We start from the raw sequence: 19,257 nt of genomic DNA on the forward strand, positions 1-19,257 counted from the left end.
CCGCTTTTTAGGAGGAAATTCGTGTTGACATGTTCCTATTTATGCTCTATTATCAATTTAAGAAAGCGCATACAATTAAATGTAATCCATTACATTTCCATCAAAGAAGAGGTGAATCCTTAAATGGAGAAGACTACGATGGATGATGTGGCTAAGAGAGCTAACGTATCCGTAGCAACCGTTTCAAGGGTTTACTCTAACCCCGATAAGGTATCCCCCAAGAACCGCCAGAAGGTATACGAGGCTATTAAGGAGCTGGACTACCAGCCGAATGTTTTGGCACGGAATCTAAGAAGACTGCAGACCAATACCTTTCTGGTGGTTGTTCCTAATATCGTGAATACTTTTTTTACATCCATACTTAAGACTATTCAAGCAACTGCGATTGAAAGCGGTTACCAAGTGCTGTTGGGAGACACGAACAGATCTCCGGATCTCGAAGAGAGTTACATCCGCCTGCTTAAGCAAAGGATGGTCGACGGAGTGATCCTGCTGTTTCCCCGAATGGAAACAGCAGCCTTAGAAGCTATAGCGGAAGAGTATCCGGTTGTTATAGTAGGACGCAAGGTGTCTAATCCTGATATTCCTTTTGTGACCAACGACAACGCTGTGAGCACCCGGGCGGCAACCGAGCATATCATTAAGCTGGGCCACCGCAGAATCGGCTATTTAGCCGGAACGCTTAATCTTGAAATAAGCTCCGAGCGGTTAAAGGGCTTCCGACAGGCTATGGAGCAGAACGGTTTGGAGACGGATGAAGCTTTAATCCGTGAAGGAGATTTTTATCTGGATGCAGGGTACTCATTAGCTCTAGAGATGCTGTCTTCGCCCAACCGTCCTACAGCGGTTATCGCAGCCAGCGACGAGATGGCTATTGGCGCCATGAGGGCTGCTAAAGAATTAGGCATTTCAGTACCTTCACAGCTGGCAGTTATGGGGTTTGATGATATTAGGATGGCTTCTATATGCGAGCCGCCTTTATCAACGATTGCCCAACCAAAAGAAGAGTTCGGAAAAATATCTACGCAGCTGTTAATAGCATTACTGCAAGGGAGGCTGCAGTCGAAAAGTCATATTTTTATCAGTGATGAGTTAATTATTCGACAATCCTGCGGCGCTGAGCTAAGGTAATCAAACTTTTAGCTAAATGTAATCGATTACATTCCTTTTTGTAATCGATTACAAAATTTTTGTATTGAGAGGGGGGATGGCTCGCCAGCTACTTTTGTTAAAACGTTGTTTTATAATATCAAACTAATTTAAAACATTATCAGGAGGGTTGTCACACATGAAAAAGACAGTAGCATTGTTGAGCGTCCTATCCCTTTTAACTTTAGCGGCATGCAGTAACGCACCGGCTCCGGTGGCTTCCGGTACAAAACCGGCCGATCCGAAGCCAGCGGACACAAAGACGGCGAGCGGAGAAAAGAAAACTCTTGAGTTCTGGTATATCGATCCGGGTGACAAAGAAAAAGTATATCTGGAAGCGGTAGAGCGTTTCAAAAAGAAGCATCCGGATGTTGAAGTGAAGACGCTGCAAACGCCAAATGATACCTATAAACAAAAATTCGCTGTAGCCATGTCCGGTGGCACGCCTCCTGATGTGTTCCATTCTTGGGGCGGTGGCTGGCTGAAGGAATTTGTGAACCAAGGGAATGTTCTTGATATTTCCGGCAAATTTGACGCTAACACCTTCAGCAAGCAAGCTCTCGATAATGCAACGTTTGACAGCAAGGTTTACGGGCTGCCCTTGGGACTTTCCATTGCGCAAATCTTCTACAATAAAGACATCTTTGCCAAGTATAATTTGAAGCCTCCAGTTACATGGGAAGAGTTCATGACCGTTATTGATACGCTGAAGGCAAATAAAGTGATCCCGTTAGCATTAGCTAACCAACCGAAGTGGCCTGGAGCTTATTATTTGATGTATCTTGCCGATCGCGAAGCAGGCTCTGATTTGTTTAACGGTGCTTTGGCCCGGACCGGAAAAGGCTTTGATGACCCCGGCTATGTTAAAGCAGGCCAATATATTCAAGAACTGGTGAAGAAGGAAGCCTTCAACAAAGGCTTTAACGGGCTTCCATATGACGCCGGCCAATCCCGTCAAATTCTTTATACCGAGCAGGCTGCTATGATGCTAATGTCCAACTCCCTGGTGAACAATGTACGTACAGAAGCACCTGCTTTCGAGAAAAAGCTGGACTTCTTTAACTTCCCGGCTCTGCCGGGCGGAAAAGGCGACCAATCCAGTCTACAAGGCTCCACAGCGCCTGTATGGTCAGTTGCTAAGAAATCGAAAAATCCTGAATTGGCCATCGAATTGATCAAGGAATTGGCCAGCGTAGAAACAGCACAAGCTTATTCCGACCGTACGGGCTCTGTTGTTGCTGTGAAAGGCGTTGAATACAAGGATCCGTACGCAAAGAGATTAGCTGATATGGTCAATGTAGCCAAAACGATCTTCTGGCCGTATGACCAAACGCTTCCGGCTGACCTTGCCGAATTGCATAAAGACACAACACAAGCCTTGTTCGGGTTGTCGACGACTCCAGAGGCAGCCGCTAAACAAATGGAAGAAAAGGCGAAGCAAGTATTGAAAAAATAGTAGCAGGGAGGGGAGGTGACGAATCTCCCTCCCCTTATTCTCATCAACTATGAAAGGCGTGGGATCCTTGCAGAAAATTAGTGAAGCTAATCCAGTAACTGCTCCGGTAATAAAAGGAAAAACCAAGCATTTTGAAAAACTGATTACGATCTGGTTGTTTCTGACGCCTGCGCTGCTTATTTATGCCGTCTACATTTTATATCCCATCGTGGGAACGCTCAACTACAGTCTTTACGACTGGAAGGGCGGAGCGGAAAAAACATTTATCGGACTTGATAATTACTTCAGACTTTTAGCGGATTCTGTATTTTGGCATTCTCTGTGGAACAACATTAAAGTCATATTGGCTTCCGTATTCTTGCAAATTCCATTGGGCTTGATCATGGCGTTAATGCTGTTTGCCCCTATAAAAGGAAGACGGTTTTTTCAAACGATCTATTTTATGCCCTTTTTGATGTCGACTGTTGCGATTGGCTTGCTGTGGGTGTTCATGTTTGATCCCCTAAACGGTGCAGTCAACCGATTAATTAGCTTGTTCGGGTTTGAGTATGTAGCTTGGTTAAGCGAGGAAAAAACCGCAATGACCGCAATCCTTATCGTTACCGTATGGCAATACGCGCCTTTTTACATGATTTTGTTCAAAGCAGCTATTGTCGGGATTCCGGAGGATTTGTACGAGGCGGCAAGCATTGACGGCGCTAACGCCGTTAAACGGTTTATGCATATCACCTTTCCGCTGCTTGTCCCGACGATCGTCACTTCATCTACCTTGGCGATTGTAGGCTCCCTGAAATCATTTGATATCTTCTACATCATGACGGGTGGCGGCCCTAATAACAGTACAGAGCTGCTCGGTACCTACATGTATAAGCAAGCGTTCATTCACTTTAATATGGGCTACGGCAGCTCGATTGCCTTTATGATGTTTTTGCTGGCCTTTATAGCCGCCGGAATTATTCAAGCCTTGGAAGCAAGCCGGAAGAAGAGGGGGATGTTCTAGATGGTATCAACAATAAAGGCAATCCCTTTGTATGTCATAGCACTTCTTCTGCTGGTATTTACTGGGTACCCGTTTTTATACATGGTGCTGACCTCATTTAAGACGCAAGAAGAGTTTTTTATGAATCCTTTTTCCTTATTCACATCGGTGCAGTTTGGAAACTACATACTGGCTTTTCAAAAAGGACTCGGCAGCTACCTGTTCAACAGTATCGTGGTAACTGTGGTATCGGTTGTGCTGATTGTGCTCATTTCTGCGTTGGCCAGCTATCCGCTCAGCCGCTTGAAATTTCGGGGTAATAAACTATTGTTCCTGTTATTTATATCCGGAATGATGCTGCCGATCCACTCTACCTTGATTCCGATTTTTATATTGACCAAAAACATGGGCTTGGGCGACTCCATTCCTGCCCTGTTTGGCCCATACGTTGCCTTTAGCCTGCCGATTTCGATCTTTATTCTGTCACAGTTTATGGCCGAATTGCCGCGCGAGGTGGAAGAAGCGGCGGAGATCGACGGCTGCAGTCACCAGCGTATTTTTTGGAATGTGGTACTACCGATGCTGACACCTGCATTAGCTACCATCGTCATCTATAATTTTATTCATATTTGGACGGAATTTATCTTTGCGCTGGTCTTGATTACGAGTCCGGAAAATATGACGCTGCCGCTCGGTATGCAAAAGTTCTACGGTGAATTCACCGTAAACGTTCCGGCGTTGATGGCCGGCTTGACATTAGCAAGCTTACCGCTGCTTCTGATTTATTTTATGGCCCAGGAGAAAATCGTTACAGGCTTGGCCGGCGGAGCAGTGAAATAAGGCTCTGGATACAGAGAGGAGAGATTGCTTTGAAGAGAATGGGCTTAGGCTTACAAATGTATACGCTTCGCGACGAAACGGCCAAGGATTTTAAGGGCGTGCTCCGCAAAGTAGCTGCTATGGGATATGAGGGAGTAGAATTTGCAGGTTATTTCAATGTGCCGGCAGAAGAGATGAAGGGTCTTCTGGATGAACTGAATTTGAAGCCGATTGGAAGCCATGTACGCTATCATCTGCTTCAAGACAACCTCGAAAATGAGCTGGCTTACTTAAAAACGATCGGCGGACAATATATCATCTGCCCAAGTATTGCGCCGGAGGATAGAAAAGATTGGCAGCGGCATTTTGAATTCTTCAAAAGCGTTGCCGAGCAAGCGCGAAAACAAGGTCTGCAATTTGCCTATCATAATCATGCATTTGAATTCGAGAACAAAATTGGGGAGCAATTTGTATTTGATGCTTTGTACGATACACTTCCCCCATCCGAAGCAAAAGTGGAAATGGACCTCGGTTGGGTGCAGTTCATCGGCCAAGACCCTCTGGCATACATCGCCAAATATTCGGGCCGTCTTCCTTTGTTACATTTAAAGGATTTCCGACATGCCCCGGACGGCACAATTGATACGTTGGAATTAGGAAGAGGCATTATCCGCTTGCCGGATGTTATAGAAGCCGCTTCCGAGGCGGATGTCGATTGGCTGATCGTCGAGCAGGATAAATGTGAAAATCCTTCGCTGGAAGCAGTTGCAGAAAGCATGAATTGGTTGAAGGAAAATTATCTATCGCGAGTGTAGCCTTGCATGGAAATAGTGGGTATCGTCAGGGGACTAAATATCAATTTGAAAATTATACTTGAATACGGTTAAGACGATTCCCCGGCAATTACCAGGGAATCGTCCTGTGTCACATTTTTATGGCGGTTCAGCTGTTGAAGTAGTGCCCCTGTTCGAGATCCTGGATCAGTGCGGGATGCACTGGCCGCCATCCCAAACGTTCCTGAGTCAGTGCGCTCGAAGTCGGGTTGTCGGCTGGCGCGGCGAAGGAAAGCCAGCCGAAGTGGGCGTCCGCTTCTTCGCGGGGAATGCTGACCACCGGCAGGTTCAGGTGGCGACCAATGACGCCGGCGATATCACGGAAGGGCACACCCTCATCGCCGACGCCGTGCAGCCGCGAGCCTGCCGGTGCGGCTTCCACCGCCAACCGGAACAGGCGCGCCGCATCAAGGCGATGCACGGCTGGCCAGCGGTTGGACCCGTCGCCGATGTAGGCAGAGACGCCTTTGGCGCGGGCAATGTCAATAAGGGCCGGGACGAAGCCATGATCGCCCGGGCCGTGCACGGACGGCGCAAGACGGACGATCGATGATCGCACCCCACGACTTGCCAGCGCCATCGTCGCCTTCTCGGAGTGCCGTGGTGTAGTCGGGATCGGCGCGTCTTCTTCTGTCCCAAGACGTCCCGGCGTGAGCATGAGCGTCCCCGAGGTGACTACGAATGGTTTGTCAGAGCCCTCAAGCGCTGCTCCTATCGCCTCGATCGCCAGCCTATCGGTCTCTGCAGCGGCTGCATAGTCCGCGAAGTCGTGAATGAAGGCCAGGTGAATAACGCCGTCCGCCGCAGCGGCGCCGTCGCGCAGGCTGTCGAGGTCGTCGAGAGCACCACGGTATACCTCCGCTCCGGCGGCCGTCAGCGACACAGCTGCCTTGTCTGAGCGGGCAAGGCCGGCAACTTGATGTCCAGCATCGATCAGTTCGCGGACGACCGCAGATCCGATGAATCCGGTTGCTCCGGTGACAAAAATACGCATAATGAATTCCTCCTAAAATGAAAAATTATTGCTTACATGTGCAATGATAAAGTATAGAGTGCACTCGATAGCAATACAGTCAAATCACTGCTATAATAAAAAATATGGAAAACAAATTTTCGAGCAAACAAGTTTCTGAAGAGACGGGATTAAGCATCCACACATTGCGATACTATGAGCAAATGGGGCTAATTGACGGTATAGAACGGGACGAAAATGGATATCGTCAATATTCAGAATCCGATATCGCATGGTTTCAAGTTTTAAGTTACTTTCGAGCGATGGGGATGCCCATTCGGGAGATGCAGCAGTTTATCGACTTGCAAAATAGTGAGGTCTCTCAAATAACAGCACGACGAGAATTTATGGAAGCTTATCGCCGGAAAGTTATCGATCAAATGAAGGAACTGGAAGAGTCGCTGAAGAAAATCGATCTTAAAATCAGTTTTTTCAAAAACCTAGAGGACTTAGATAAACTGCAAGAGGACGGATAATAAAACAGCCATCCTAACGTGTTAAGATCTCCGTTGAGCATTAACAAAGATCTCAAACCATATAGCTACTATGGGGGAACTTTCTAATGTCTGTAAGTTCCTGTTACAAGGCAATTTTGTTTACTTCTTATCGATTTAAACTGTTCGTTTCACTCTCGAGAAAGTAATTGTATAGTGCTGGTATGTCGACTTCTTGCTGAAATAGGAATTTATGCGGAGGATGCGGCTAATATTTAAATTAAGCATGGATGGCTGGAACGGCCACCTCATGTTGTTAATCGTATTGAGCAAATTGACAGAATTGAATATGACGACGAGAAACTAATGAAGAAAGATAAGTAGGCGATGGATAATAACCATCGCTTGTTGTCGTTGTACGGTTAAATGACCTTGTTGAGTTCTAACCTAACTTAAAAAACAAACGGATGAATTTTCTTCTTGTTAATGTGAAACCATAATTATACAGTTCTTATGCGCTGGAGGATCTGCGGAAAATTTCAGAAAAGGGCGAGGAGAGGGAAAATGAACGTGACACATGAAGTCGGATTATCATCCACTGAAATCGCTTGGTTATGGTCGGTTTATATCAATGAGAGCATGTCTATTTGTTTAATCAAACATCTGCAAAAGTACAATGGACATAAAGACGTTGAAGTCCTGCTGCAAAGAACAATGGATTTATCCGAAAAGCACATGGAGGAAATCAAGAATATTTTTTCAAAAGAAAACTTCCCTATTCCGAGGGGGTTTTCGGAAAATGATGTGGACCTTACGGCTCCAGCGTTGTTTTTTGATTTATTTTCCGTAAGCTATGTGTATGGCATGAGTCGAGTAGGTTTGGTGACCTATGGAAAGATCGTTTCTAACGTGGCTCGTGAAGATGTTCGATTATTTTTTACGAAGTGTCTTCAATCGACGCTTGAATTATACAATATTTCAATCGAACTAATGCTCCATAAAGGAATATACGATCGACCGCCGATGATTCCTTATCCGGATCATATCGAGTTTATTAGGAACAAGGAAACCTTTATTTCGAAGTGGTTGGAGAAACAACGTCCCCTTAATGTAATTGAAATTTCGGAGATGTTTTTTAATATTGAGCGAAACTACTTCGGATTGCTTCTATTGACCGGATTAATTCAGGTTGCCAAAGATGAAAAGGTTAAGCAACATCTGGTTAAGGGGAAGCAGTTGGCTCAAAAACAGATTGAGTTTTTGAATAAGACCTTTATTAATGATGATCTTCTTGGGACTATAATGGTTAATTCCGAAGTAACTACATCTACAGTTTCGCCGTTTTCCGATAGGTTGATTATGTTTTTGATTACAACGCTTAACACACAAGGGGCAGCTTATATTGGACATGCATTATCGACGTCTTCCAGAGTTGATCTAGTCTCAGAGTATTCCAAATTAATCCCGGAAATTATGAAGTATGGAAAAGAAGGAATGGATATCATGATTGAGTACGAATGGCTGGAAGAGCCTCCGCACGCGCCTGATCGAAGAGGACTCGCGCGGATTTAATGTAGCATCCTTAAAAATCTTTAGCATCACACGGCGTCGAATTATGGATTTACCAAGCTACGGTTCGCTTACATAGTGTTAATCCACAAAATGAAAAAGAGCTCTGCTACACAAGTAGCAGGCTCTTTTTTGTATGCGCGCCCGGCATGGGCGTTTAAGACTTAATTGCAAGTTTTTCCCAATTTCCTCGCAGAGCATTTAGAGGGATTTTGAAAAAAATGTCGAATACCTGTTTCATCATTTTTAAAGGGGGGATGCCTGTGCTTAAAAGGACCTTGATCGTCTGTCTTATTGGCTTGATTTCTTTTTCGCTAATTCCGCTATCCATCGTCATGGATAAAGAAAAACAGCAGAAAGGTTTAATGGTTCGGGATGGAGTAATGGACCTCTCTGCGTGGAATTATGAACAGAATAAGCGAATCAAGCTGGATGGTGAATGGGAATTTTATTGGAATCGATTGTTAACCTCTGACGATTTCAACCAAGCAGGAACACACAAGCCCTCTACGACGGATTTTATCAAGGTGCCCTCTCAGTGGAATGGCAAAATAGTCAATGGCCAGCCCTTGCCCGCTTTTGGTTTTGCCACTTACCGAATGGTGCTGAAAAACGTGCCTTTCAACGGAACATTTGCTTTGAAAAAGTCGAACATACGTTTTTCAAGCGCGGTTTATGCAAACGGGCACATGCTCTTCGCGGATGGAAAACCGTCGCAGGAAGCAGCGGGTTACCGACCGGGGAATATTCCGCAAATCGGCTTTTTTTCTTCCGATAAGGGAGACGTTGAAATTATCGTCCAGGTTGCCAATTATGATTATGTAAATGGAGGCATTCCGGTATCCATCTATTTTGGTGAACAAGCAGCGATGAATGAGCTTCAGCAGAAGAGCGCGGCGCATCAATTCAGTACCTTCGCTATTCTCCTCACGCTTGCGTTTATTTTCTTCATCTGCTTTGTAACGGCAGCGTTATATCGCAAAAAAGACTATACATTGCTGGTTTTTGCTGTAATTTGTTCGCTTTACGCAATTTATAACGGCTTGCTCGGAGAACGACCTCTCATAGTATATTTGCCTGGAATTTCATTCGAAGTTTTATTTAAGATGAAGGACATCTGTTCATTTGCTTGCATGATTATGTTAGCTATCTTTTTCTATCAACTGCAAAAAAGCATTATTTCGCTAAAGTTTACTCAAGCCGTAACCATCGTGTTAAGCTGCTATCTGGTTATGATAGCGTTCCTTCCTATTCGCGCTTATATGGTCATCCAACCGTATATGATCGCTTTGTATGAGTTGATGATTATTTGGCTGCTTTTGAGAATTGCCTTACTACATATCAAGAGTGCCGAAACCGATCGCTTTAAATCTTTTCTGCTGTTCATGGCGATTCTCGCGATTAATTTGTATTCCATAGACATTATCCTGTTTGCCTTTTCTTTTAAAGAAAATCTATGGCTAGGGCAATTTTATATCGTTGTGTTCAACATCATTCTGATCTTTATGATTGCTCTCCGTTTTTTTGAGGCCTATCATACGATAGATGAAATGAAAAATCAGCTTCTCCAATTAGACAAAATTAAGGATGATTTTCTGTCCAATACTTCCCATGAGCTGAAGACGCCTTTAAATGCCATAGTGAGCATTACTGATACCCTTATTAAGGGAGTTGAGGGGCCGGTTAACGAAAAACAAGCGCATAATCTCACCATTGTGATGGAAAGCGGAAGAAGATTATCCTATCTTGTAAACGAGCTCCTCGATTATTCAAAAATGAAACATGGAGATATTTCGTTATATAAAAGCGGCATAGATCTGAAAGCTGTCGTCGATTCGGTCATCGGGATTCACTTGTTTCTGCTGGGAGGAAAGCAGATAACGCTTGCCAACCGGATCTCAGAGAATATTCCTGAGGTATATGCGGATGGCAACCGTCTGATCCAAATTATGCATAATCTGATTGGCAATGCGATCAAATTCACCGAGCAAGGCGTGGTAGACGTAAGTGCCAAAGTTATCCGTGATAGGGTTGAGGTTCGTGTAAAAGATACAGGTATCGGGATTACAGAGCCTATGCAGGATCGTATTTTTAAGGCTTTTGAACAGGCGGATGCTTCCGAAACGAAAAATTATGGCGGAACCGGTCTTGGATTAAGCATAACGAAGAAGCTGGTGGAGCTTCACGACGGAGAAATTCATGTGGAATCCAATCCCGGGCAAGGATCGGTTTTTATTTTTACGCTTCCGATATCGGGCACGGTTTCGAGAAAAATGAAGGGACAAGCGGATGAGAAGGAACCGCTGCAAAAGGATGTGAGCATCGCTTATTCGGAGTATCCCCTATATGTCGAAGGGGAAAAAGACGAACCTATTCTGGTGGTGGATGATGAATTCGGCAATCTTCAATCCATGATCAATTTGCTGAAGCTGGAGGGGTATTCCACCCTTGCTGTGAATCGAGGGCAAATGGCGCTGGATGAACTTTCAAAAAAACGGGAATTTTTTCTGGTTATACTGGATATCATGATGCCTGACATGTCCGGCTACGAGGTGCTGAAAGCGATTCGAGAGAGGTTCTCTTCCTCTGAACTGCCGGTACTGATGCTGACGGCTAAAGATAGGGTTGACGATATGATCTTGTCGATGGAAAATGGTGCAAACGATTTTGTTGGGAAACCGTTTGAAGCGGAGGAGTTAATGGCGCGACTCCGAAGTCTCATCCGACTGAAAGCTTCCGTGAAAAACGCAAAGGACGCTGAAATTGCATTTTTGCGTTCCCAGATCAAACCTCATTTCCTGTACAACGCCCTAAATTCAATTGCCGCACTTTGCCCGGATGAGCCTCTGAAGGCGGAGGAGCTGACGCTGCAGCTTTCGCAGTATTTGAGAGGCAGCTTTGATTTCAAGCAACTGGATTCGCTTACGACCATAGAAAATGAATTGAATCTGGTACAAGCATATATCAACATTGAGAAGGCGCGGTTTGGCGACAGGTTGAATGTGGAATATGATGTGGATGTGAATCGGAATATTCTGATTCCCCCGCTGATTTTGCAGCCGTTGGTGGAAAATGCCATTAGACATGGCCTGATGTCCATTCTAAGGGGAGGAAACGTACAAATATCCGTGAAAAAGGAAGCGGACACCGTGATCAGCTTTGCCGTAGAGGACAATGGATGCGGTATGACAGAAAAAAAACGGCAGGAAATACTGGAATCGGATGATCAAAAGGAAGGCGTAGGGCTGTGGAACATTAGTCGGCGCCTGAAGCTTCTTTACGGAAAGAGCCTCCGTATAGAAAGCACGGAAGGAATGGGCACGAAGGTATCCTTTGAGATTCCTGCTAAGCCGATTAAGCAGATTGGAGGCTAAAGCATGCTGCGAGCCATTATCGTGGATGATGAAGAATTATCGGTGAAACGAATGAAGAAGATACTATCCGAGAACGGAGACATCGAAATATGCCAGACGTTTCTAAACCCGTTGGAAGCTTATGAATTTGTGAAGGCGAATACGATACATATCGCATTTCTAGATATTTCCATGCCGGAAATTAACGGTATGAAGCTTTCTAGTCTGCTGCTTCAGCTCGATGAATCTATAGACGTGGTTTTCGTAACCGGTTATGACAATTATGCAGTTCAAGCGTTCGATATGAGCGCGCTGGATTATCTGCTGAAGCCTGTAACCACCGAGCGTTTGTCAAAAACGTTGGACAAAATCAGAAAAAAACATCGGGGTGCGGCTTCCGGACCTTCCATAGAGGTTCTTCTGTTCAATGGATTGAAGATATACCGGCGGGATCAGAATAAAGAGCCATTAAAGCTGAGGAGTCCTAAAACGGAAGAACTGTTTACTTTTCTTGTTTGCAAGGGAACAGTCAGTCGGGAAGAAATTATCGATACGTTATGGAGTGACTTGGAACCTGAAAAAGCATGGAAAAATTTGAATTCGACCCTGTACTATATTCGAAAAGCGATCAGCGAGAACAAGATGGGGAATTTTATTATAGCAGGCAAAAACGAAATCCGGATTGAAGAGAGCGGCATTTATTGCGATTTGTATGAATTCGAACGGTTGCTGCGGCAAATCAGAGTGTCCTCTGAAAACAGCGCAGATCTGCTTGAACAAGCGGAAACGCTATATACGGGGCAGTTTTTGAAAGGAAAGGCATACGAATGGGCGAGCGAAAAGACCCGCCGGCTTGAACAAAATTATATCGAATTGCTGGAGGCCGCCGCAAGATTCCATATGAAGCGAAACGAGCCGCAAAGATCGTTGCATTACTTTTGCGAAATTTTGAAATTAGATTTGATTAGAGAGGATATCAATCATGAGGTAATCCGTTTGTACGCAGCGATGGGGAGGAAGAATGAGGCGTTTCGACAATATCGCATGCTGGAGGAGATGCTGCTGCAAGAGCTTGGAACGAAGCCTGATCCCCGAATCCGGGATTTTATCGTTAGTTTGACGCAATAGAAACAAGCAGAATGAAGAGCCTTCGGAATTGATCGGGATTCCAAGGCTCTTTGTTGTTTATTCTTTGTTTATTGTGATTTTGTATAATAAACCTGATTTTTGTCGAAAAGGGGGACGTTAGCTGTGAATCATCAAAGAAAAGCCAAACAATGGTTGTGGAAGCTGTACATATTGAGCGTGGCGCTGTTTATTGCATGTACATGTATGTTAGAAATCCCGGTATATGCAGCGGAGACATGGAGTCAATTTGTCCGGATTGGGCCGGTCATCAGTTCAAACCCGGGAGGTTTTACCATTCCAAAAGGAGTGACGGTAGACAGCAGCGGAAATGTGTATGTGGCCGATTCTGGCAACCATCGCATACAGAAGCTGACCCTATCGACGAATACATGGAGCGAGTGGAAAAAGGTCGGCGGCGGCGCTGGGACCGGTTTGGGTGAGTTTAGTGGTCCAAGTGCAGTGGCGGTAGATAGCAGCGGGAATGTGTACGTGGCCGATTCTGGCAACCATCGCATACAGAAGCTGACCCTATCGACGAATACATGGAGCGAATGGAAAAAGGTCGGCGGCGGCAGCGGACTCGGTTTGGGCGAGTTTAACAATCCAAGAGGAGTGGCGGTAGACAGCAGCGGGAATGTGTACGTGGCCGATAGTAGCAACCATCGCATACAGAAGCTGACCCTATCGACGAATACATGGAGCGTGTGGAAAAAGCCCAGCGCCGGCGCAGTCGCAGGAAGCGGCTTGGGCGAGTTTAATTTTCCTAATGGAGTGGCGGTAGACAGCAGCGGGAACGTGTATGTGGGTGATACTTTCAACAATCGCATACAGAAGCTGACCAAATCCACGAATACATGGAGCGAGTGGAAAAGTAGCGGCGGCGGCGCAGGAACCGGCTTGGGCGAATTTAATACTCCAAGAGGAGTGGCGGTAGACAACAGCGGGAATATCTTTGTGGCCGATTCTGGCAACCATCGCATACAGAAGCTGACCGCAGCCAACGATACATGGAGCGAGTGGGTGAAGAGCGGCGGCGGAACAGGAAGCGACTTGGGCGAGTTTACTAATCCAAATGGAGTGGCGGTAGACAGTAGTGGGAACGTATATGTAGCCGATGACATTAATCGCATACAGAAGCTGAACGCAGCCAACCATACATGGATTCAGTGGTCTGTATTAGGGCCTGTTAACGGGATTAGTCCGGGCGAGTTTGCTCTTCCAAGAGGAGTGGCGGTAGACAGCAGCGGGAATGTGTACGTGGCCGATACCTCCAACCATCGCATCCAGAAGCTGACCTTATCGACGAATACATGGAGCGAGTGGAAAAAGGTCGGCGGCGGCGCAGGAAGCGGATTGGGCGAGTTTAGTAATCCTTATGGAGTGGCGGTAGACAGCAGCGGGAACGTGTATGTGGCCGATTCCGGCAACCATCGCATCCAGAAGCTGACCCAATCCACGAATACATGGAGCGAGTGGGGGAAGAGCGGCGGCGGCTTAGGAACCAGCTTGGGCGAGTTTAACACTCCAATGGGAGTGGCGGTAGACAGCAGCGGGAACGTGTATGTGGGTGATCGTAACAACCATCGCATCCAGAAGCTGACCCTATCGACGAATACATGGAGCGAGTGGAAGAAGGTCGGCGGCGGCGCAGGAAGCGGATTGGGTGAGTTTACTGGTCCAAGTGCAGTGGCGGTAGACAGCAGCGGGAATGTGTACGTGGCCGATACTTCCAACCATCGCATCCAGAAGCTGACCCTATCGACGAATACATGGAGCGAGTGGAAAAAGATCGGCGGCGGCACTGGAACCAGCTTGGGCGAGTTTAATAGTCCTTATGGAGTGGCGGTAGACAGCAGCGGGAATGTGTATGTGGCCGATAGTTCCAACCATCGCATCCAGAAGCTGACCCTATCGACGAATACATGGGGAGAGTGGAAAAAGGTCGGCGGCGGCACTGGAACCAACTTGGGCGAGTTTAGTGGTCCCTATGGAGTGGCGGTAGACAGCAGTGGGAATGTATATGTGGCCGATACTTCCAACCATCGCATCCAGAAGCTGGATATACCTGCATCCGCGATCACTGACTTTGCAAGCACAGCGAAGACGAGCACAACGGCATCGTTCAGTTGGACAGCAGCCAGCGGAGCGACGGGGATCATCATCGAGCAGTCGCCAGCCGGAGCGAATACATGGACAACGGCCACGATCGGCGCGATTGCAACCAGTTCGACGACCGCGACGGTAACGGGGCTCAGCGCGGCCACCGCATATGATTTCCGGTTAGTGGTCACCGGCGGGGCGAACGCAGGCAACTCGAACACGGTGAGCGTCACGACCGATTATGCACCAACGTACACGATAGCAGAGATAGCCGATCAAACGGCAACGGCACTGACGGCAGGTTACAGTTCGGGCGCTCAGGACACGAAAACGATCACGATTACGACAACCGGCACCGGGGATTTGACGAACGTAGCCACAGCGTTAAGCGGAACCAATGCGACCGACTTTGTAATTACGCAGCCGGGAGCGACGACTCTGAACAGCGGAACGACGTCGACGACGTTTACGGTGAAAGCAAAGGACGGCCTGGCAGCAGGCACGTACACCGCAACGGTGACGATATATGCGGACAACATGACGAACGTAACATTTACGGTTACACAGACGGTGAATCCGGCGCCCGTGGCACCGTCGATCACAAGTCAGCCGGGCAACAAGACAGTGACAGAGGGACAGACTGCAACGTTCAGTGTAACCGCCAGCGGCGACGCGCCGCTTAGCTACCAGTGGAAGAAAGACGGCAATGCGCTGACAGACGGCGGAAACATCAGCGGAGCCACGGCGGCGAGCCTAAGCATCACAAACGCGCAATCGGGGGATGTGGGCAGCTATACCGTCGCGGTCACCAATGCAGCGGGGAATGCGACAAGCAACGCGGCAACTCTGACGGTGAATCCGGCGCCGGTGGCACCGTCGATAACAAGTCAGCCGGGCAACAAGACAGTGACAGAGGGACAGACTGCAACGTTCAGTGTAACCGCCAGCGGCGACGCGCCGCTTAGCTACCAGTGGAAGAAAGACGGCAATGCGCTGACAGACGGCGGAAACATCAGCGGAGCCACGACGGCGACCCTAAGCATCACTAACGCGCAATCGGGCGATGCGGGCAGCTATACCGTCGTGGTCACCAATGCAGCGGGGAATGCGACAAGCAATGCGGCAACTCTGACGGTGAATCCGGCGCCCGTGGCACCGTCGATCACAAGTCAGCCGGGCAACAAGACAGTGACAGAGGGACAGACTGCAACGTTCAGTATAACCGCCAGCGGCGACGCGCCGCTTAGCTACCAGTGGAAGAAAGACGGCAATGCACTGACAGACGGCGGAAATATCAGCGGAGCCACGACGGCGACCCTAAGCATCACAAACGCGCAATCGGGCGATGCGGGCAGCTATACCGTCGCGGTCACCAATGCAGCGGGGAATGCGACAAGCAACGCGGCAACTCTGACGGTGAATCCGGCGCCCGTGGCACCGTCGATCACAAGTCAGTCAGGGAACAAGACAGTGACAGAGGGGCAGACTGCAACGTTCAGCGTAACCGCCAGCGGCGACGCGCCGCTTAGCTACCAGTGGAAGAAAGACGGCAATGCGCTGACAGACGGCGGAAACATCAGCGGAGCCACGGCGGCGACCCTGAGCATCGCAAACGCGCAATCGGGCGATGCGGGCAGCTATACCGTCGTGGTCACCAATGCAGCGGGGAATGCGTCAAGCAATGCGGCAACTCTGACGGTGAATCCGCTGACCAATGCGGCAACGCCGGGCATTGATACGCAGCCGACGGGTGCAACGGTAAACGAAGGCGACAGCAGCCCGACCTTGAGCGTAGCAGCTAGCGTAAGCGACGGCGGAATGCTGACCTACCAGTGGTATAGCAATACGACGAACAGCACGAGCGGCGGCACAGCTGTCAGCGGTGCAACAAGCTCAACCTATGCCGCACCGACGACAACGGCAGGCACGACCTACTATTATGTTATCGTGACCAACACGAACAACAGCGTGAACGGCACGAAGACGGCAACGACAACGAGCAACATCGCTGCGGTCGCGGTGAATATCGCGCCTACCTATACGATTGCTGCTATTACTAATCAAACGTTACCTGCACTTACTCAAGGTTACGCTTCGGGTACCCAAGAGACAAAAACCATCGATGTAACAAATACCGGCACGAGCGATTTGTCGAATCTGTCGGCAAACATTAGCGGCATTCATGCTAGCGATTTTGTGATTACGCAACCAAGTTCGACGTTAATGAGCGGAGCGACCGCGACAAGCTTTACGGTTAAAGCGAAAGACGGCTTGCCAGCCGGCACATATACAGCAACGTTAACGTTATCGGCAACCCATATGACGGATGTGACGTTTACAGTGACACAAACTGTGAACTTGCCGAACGCTCTCCCGAATCCGCAAAACCTTGTGGCTACCGGAGGAGACCGTAAGGTTACACTAAATTGGAATACGGTAACGGGAGCGACGTATTACAACATTTATATGGCGACTGCTTCAAGTCAGTTTAGTAACGCTACAGTTGTTACCGTCACTTCCTCTACCTACGATGTACAAAACTTGCTAAACGGCACGGCCTATTTCTTTATGGTGAAAGCAGGTAACTCGGGAGGCTTGAGCGGGGAATCGAATCAGGCAAACGCTACTCCTGCAACTGTTCCGGCAGCACCAACGAATGTTTCGGCAATATATGGAAACGGGGAAGCCACCGTTACCTTTATGGCTCCAACCGACAACGGAGGAAGTGCGATTACAGGGTATGAAGTAACAGCTTCATCAGGGAATGTAGCCGTAACAGGAGCAGCAAGCCCGATTGTTATTACAGGTTTGACGAATGGAACGAGCTATACGTTTACGGTGAAAGCGATCAATGGTATAGGAAAAAGTGCACCCTCCGCTGAATCGAATGCGGTCATTCCGCAAACGCCATTCAGTGACAGCACGAGCGATAGCGATACGCCATCCGCGCCTAGTACTCCAACGACACCGGAGAAAACGAATACTGATGTAGATATACTTGTCAACGGTAAAGCGGAGAATGCGGGAACTGCAACGACAACCCAACGAAACGGTCAAACCATAACAACAGTGTTTGTTGATCAGAAAAAACTGGAGGACAAGCTTGCGACGGAAGGTCAAAATGCTGTGGTTGTGATTCCAGTAAACAATAAATCCGATATGGTCATTGGCTCACTGAACGGTCAGATGGTGAAAAACATGGAGGACGAGCAAGCTGTTCTTGAGATTAAAACTGATCGTGCGACCTATACAATTCCAGCGCAACAAATCAATATTAACACCATATCCGAACAAGTCGGCAAGTCGGTAGCCTTGCAAGACATCGAGGTACAAATCGAAATCGCCGTACCCACAACAGATATGGTGAACGTTGTTGAGAACGCGGCAGCCAAGGGAACGTTCACATTGGTCGCACCGCCGCTAAACTTTACGGTGAGAGGCACCTACGGAGATAAGACTATCGAAGTATCGAAGTTTAATGCCTATGTGAAACGAACTATTGCGCTTCCAGATGTTGTTGACCCCAGCAAGATTACCACAGGGATTGTTGTTGAGCCGGACGGAACCGTTCGTCATGTACCGACCAAGATTGTCGTGATTGATGGCAAATATTACGCACAAATCAACAGCTTGACGAATAGCACGTATTCTGTCGTCTGGCATCCGCTCGAATTTAGTGATGTGGCGAACCATTGGGCAAAACAAGCAGTGGGCGACATGGGATCGCGGATGGTCATTGATGGTACTGGCAATGGTATGTTCAGTCCGGACCGCGATATTACCCGCGCTGAGTTTGCAGCCATCATTGTTCGCGGATTGGGACTCAAGCTGGAGAATGGAGCAACACCATTCTCGGATGTGAAATCGACAGATTGGTATAGCAGTGTTGTCAATACTGCTTATGCGTACCACTTGATCAGCGGTTTTGAAGACGGCACTTTCCGCCCCATGGACAGGATTACGCGGGAACAGGCAATGGTTGTCCTCTCCAAAGCGATGGCGATCACTAGCCTGAAAGCCAAGCTTTCTGTTCAATCGACAGACGCAATACTTCGTCCTTATGGAGATATGGCAGCAGTATCTGCATGGGCGCTGAGCAGCGTCGCGGACAATGTACAGGCTGGCATTGTATCAGGTAGAAGTGGCAATGAGCTTGCACCAAAGGATTACATTACTAGAGCTGAGGTTGCCACAATTATTCAGGGAATTTTGCAAAAATCCGGCCTGATTTAAGCCGGGGGACGATAGCAGACGCTAATGGAACGACTCCGTTTGCTACGGTTAGCAGCCTCCCCAAACAATCTAAGCATCACTCGGCGGCGGGTTTTTGCTAGCCACGGTTCACCTCCATAAAGTAAATCCACAAAAACGAAAAGGAGCCTTGCCACTGAAGTACGGTGGCAGGCTCCTCTTAGTGTGTCTCAG

At 47.8% G+C, this 19,257-nt stretch carries 11 protein-coding genes; 10 read left to right on the plus strand and 1 reads right to left on the minus strand.

From position 1 onward, the window contains the following. The first annotated feature begins 123 nt into the window (after window positions 1-123). From J2X61_RS12760 to J2X61_RS12780, 5 genes are all read left to right on the plus strand, one after another. On the plus strand, window positions 124-1,131 hold the full coding sequence (locus tag J2X61_RS12760) for a LacI family DNA-binding transcriptional regulator (RefSeq protein ID WP_274470350.1): 1,008 nt from the start codon (window positions 124-126) through the stop codon (window positions 1,129-1,131). A gap of 157 nt (window positions 1,132-1,288) precedes the next feature. Then, window positions 1,289-2,605, plus strand: coding sequence for an extracellular solute-binding protein (locus J2X61_RS12765; RefSeq protein ID WP_310188178.1), 1,317 nt, complete (start codon window positions 1,289-1,291; stop codon window positions 2,603-2,605). Between the two features lie 49 nt (window positions 2,606-2,654). After that, window positions 2,655-3,605, plus strand: a complete 951-nt coding sequence (locus tag J2X61_RS12770) for a carbohydrate ABC transporter permease (RefSeq protein ID WP_310188180.1) — start codon at window positions 2,655-2,657, stop codon at window positions 3,603-3,605. A gap of 120 nt (window positions 3,606-3,725) precedes the next feature. Continuing rightward, window positions 3,726-4,424 (plus strand): carbohydrate ABC transporter permease, encoded by a 699-nt coding sequence (locus J2X61_RS12775; protein ID WP_310188182.1) that lies wholly within the window; start codon window positions 3,726-3,728, stop codon window positions 4,422-4,424. A 29-nt stretch (window positions 4,425-4,453) separates the two neighbouring features. Beyond that, window positions 4,454-5,218: a sugar phosphate isomerase/epimerase family protein gene (locus tag J2X61_RS12780; protein WP_274470345.1), complete on the plus strand. Its 765-nt coding sequence runs from the start codon at window positions 4,454-4,456 to the stop codon at window positions 5,216-5,218. Between the two features lie 127 nt (window positions 5,219-5,345). Here J2X61_RS12780 and J2X61_RS12785 read toward each other — a convergent pair whose 3' ends face one another. After that, window positions 5,346-6,230: an SDR family oxidoreductase gene (locus J2X61_RS12785; RefSeq protein ID WP_310188183.1), complete on the minus strand. Its 885-nt coding sequence runs from the start codon at window positions 6,228-6,230 to the stop codon at window positions 5,346-5,348. A gap of 104 nt (window positions 6,231-6,334) precedes the next feature. Between J2X61_RS12785 and J2X61_RS12790 the strand changes: the two genes are divergently transcribed. The 5 genes from J2X61_RS12790 (at window position 6,335) to J2X61_RS12810 (ending at window position 19,065) form a co-directional block, all read left to right on the plus strand. Beyond that, the gene (locus J2X61_RS12790; RefSeq protein ID WP_310188185.1) at window positions 6,335-6,724 is read left to right on the plus strand and encodes a MerR family transcriptional regulator; all 390 of its coding nucleotides are present in this window, start codon (window positions 6,335-6,337) and stop codon (window positions 6,722-6,724) included. A 522-nt stretch (window positions 6,725-7,246) separates the two neighbouring features. Continuing rightward, window positions 7,247-8,254: a DUF3231 family protein gene (locus J2X61_RS12795; protein ID WP_274470340.1), complete on the plus strand. Its 1,008-nt coding sequence runs from the start codon at window positions 7,247-7,249 to the stop codon at window positions 8,252-8,254. 218 nt (window positions 8,255-8,472) lie between these two features. Continuing rightward, on the plus strand, window positions 8,473-11,625 hold the full coding sequence (locus J2X61_RS12800) for an ATP-binding protein (RefSeq protein WP_310188339.1): 3,153 nt from the start codon (window positions 8,473-8,475) through the stop codon (window positions 11,623-11,625). Between the two features lie 3 nt (window positions 11,626-11,628). Next, entirely contained in the window at window positions 11,629-12,732 is a 1,104-nt protein-coding gene (locus tag J2X61_RS12805) for a response regulator (protein WP_310188187.1), read from the plus strand. Between the two features lie 123 nt (window positions 12,733-12,855). Next, complete coding sequence (locus J2X61_RS12810) at window positions 12,856-19,065, plus strand: immunoglobulin domain-containing protein (protein ID WP_310188188.1); 6,210 nt, start codon at window positions 12,856-12,858, stop codon at window positions 19,063-19,065. Window positions 19,066-19,257 lie beyond the last annotated feature (192 nt).

It is taken from the genome of Bacillus sp. 3255, assembly GCF_031456485.1.
Classification (GTDB): Bacteria; Bacillota; Bacilli; order Paenibacillales; family NBRC-103111; genus Paenibacillus_E.

Coding starts and splice junctions, on each gene's coding strand:
- J2X61_RS12760 (WP_274470350.1), top strand. CDS start 124: ATGGAGAAGACTACGATGGATGATGTGGCTAAGAGAGCTAACGTATCC.
- J2X61_RS12765 (WP_310188178.1), top strand. CDS start 1,289: ATGAAAAAGACAGTAGCATTGTTGAGCGTCCTATCCCTTTTAACTTTA.
- J2X61_RS12770 (WP_310188180.1), top strand. CDS start 2,655: ATGAAAGGCGTGGGATCCTTGCAGAAAATTAGTGAAGCTAATCCAGTA.
- J2X61_RS12775 (WP_310188182.1), top strand. CDS start 3,726: ATGAATCCTTTTTCCTTATTCACATCGGTGCAGTTTGGAAACTACATA.
- J2X61_RS12785 (WP_310188183.1), bottom strand. CDS start 6,230: ATGCGTATTTTTGTCACCGGAGCAACCGGATTCATCGGATCTGCGGTC.
- J2X61_RS12790 (WP_310188185.1), top strand. CDS start 6,335: ATGGAAAACAAATTTTCGAGCAAACAAGTTTCTGAAGAGACGGGATTA.
- J2X61_RS12795 (WP_274470340.1), top strand. CDS start 7,247: ATGAACGTGACACATGAAGTCGGATTATCATCCACTGAAATCGCTTGG.
- J2X61_RS12800 (WP_310188339.1), top strand. CDS start 8,473: ATGTCGAATACCTGTTTCATCATTTTTAAAGGGGGGATGCCTGTGCTT.
- J2X61_RS12805 (WP_310188187.1), top strand. CDS start 11,629: ATGCTGCGAGCCATTATCGTGGATGATGAAGAATTATCGGTGAAACGA.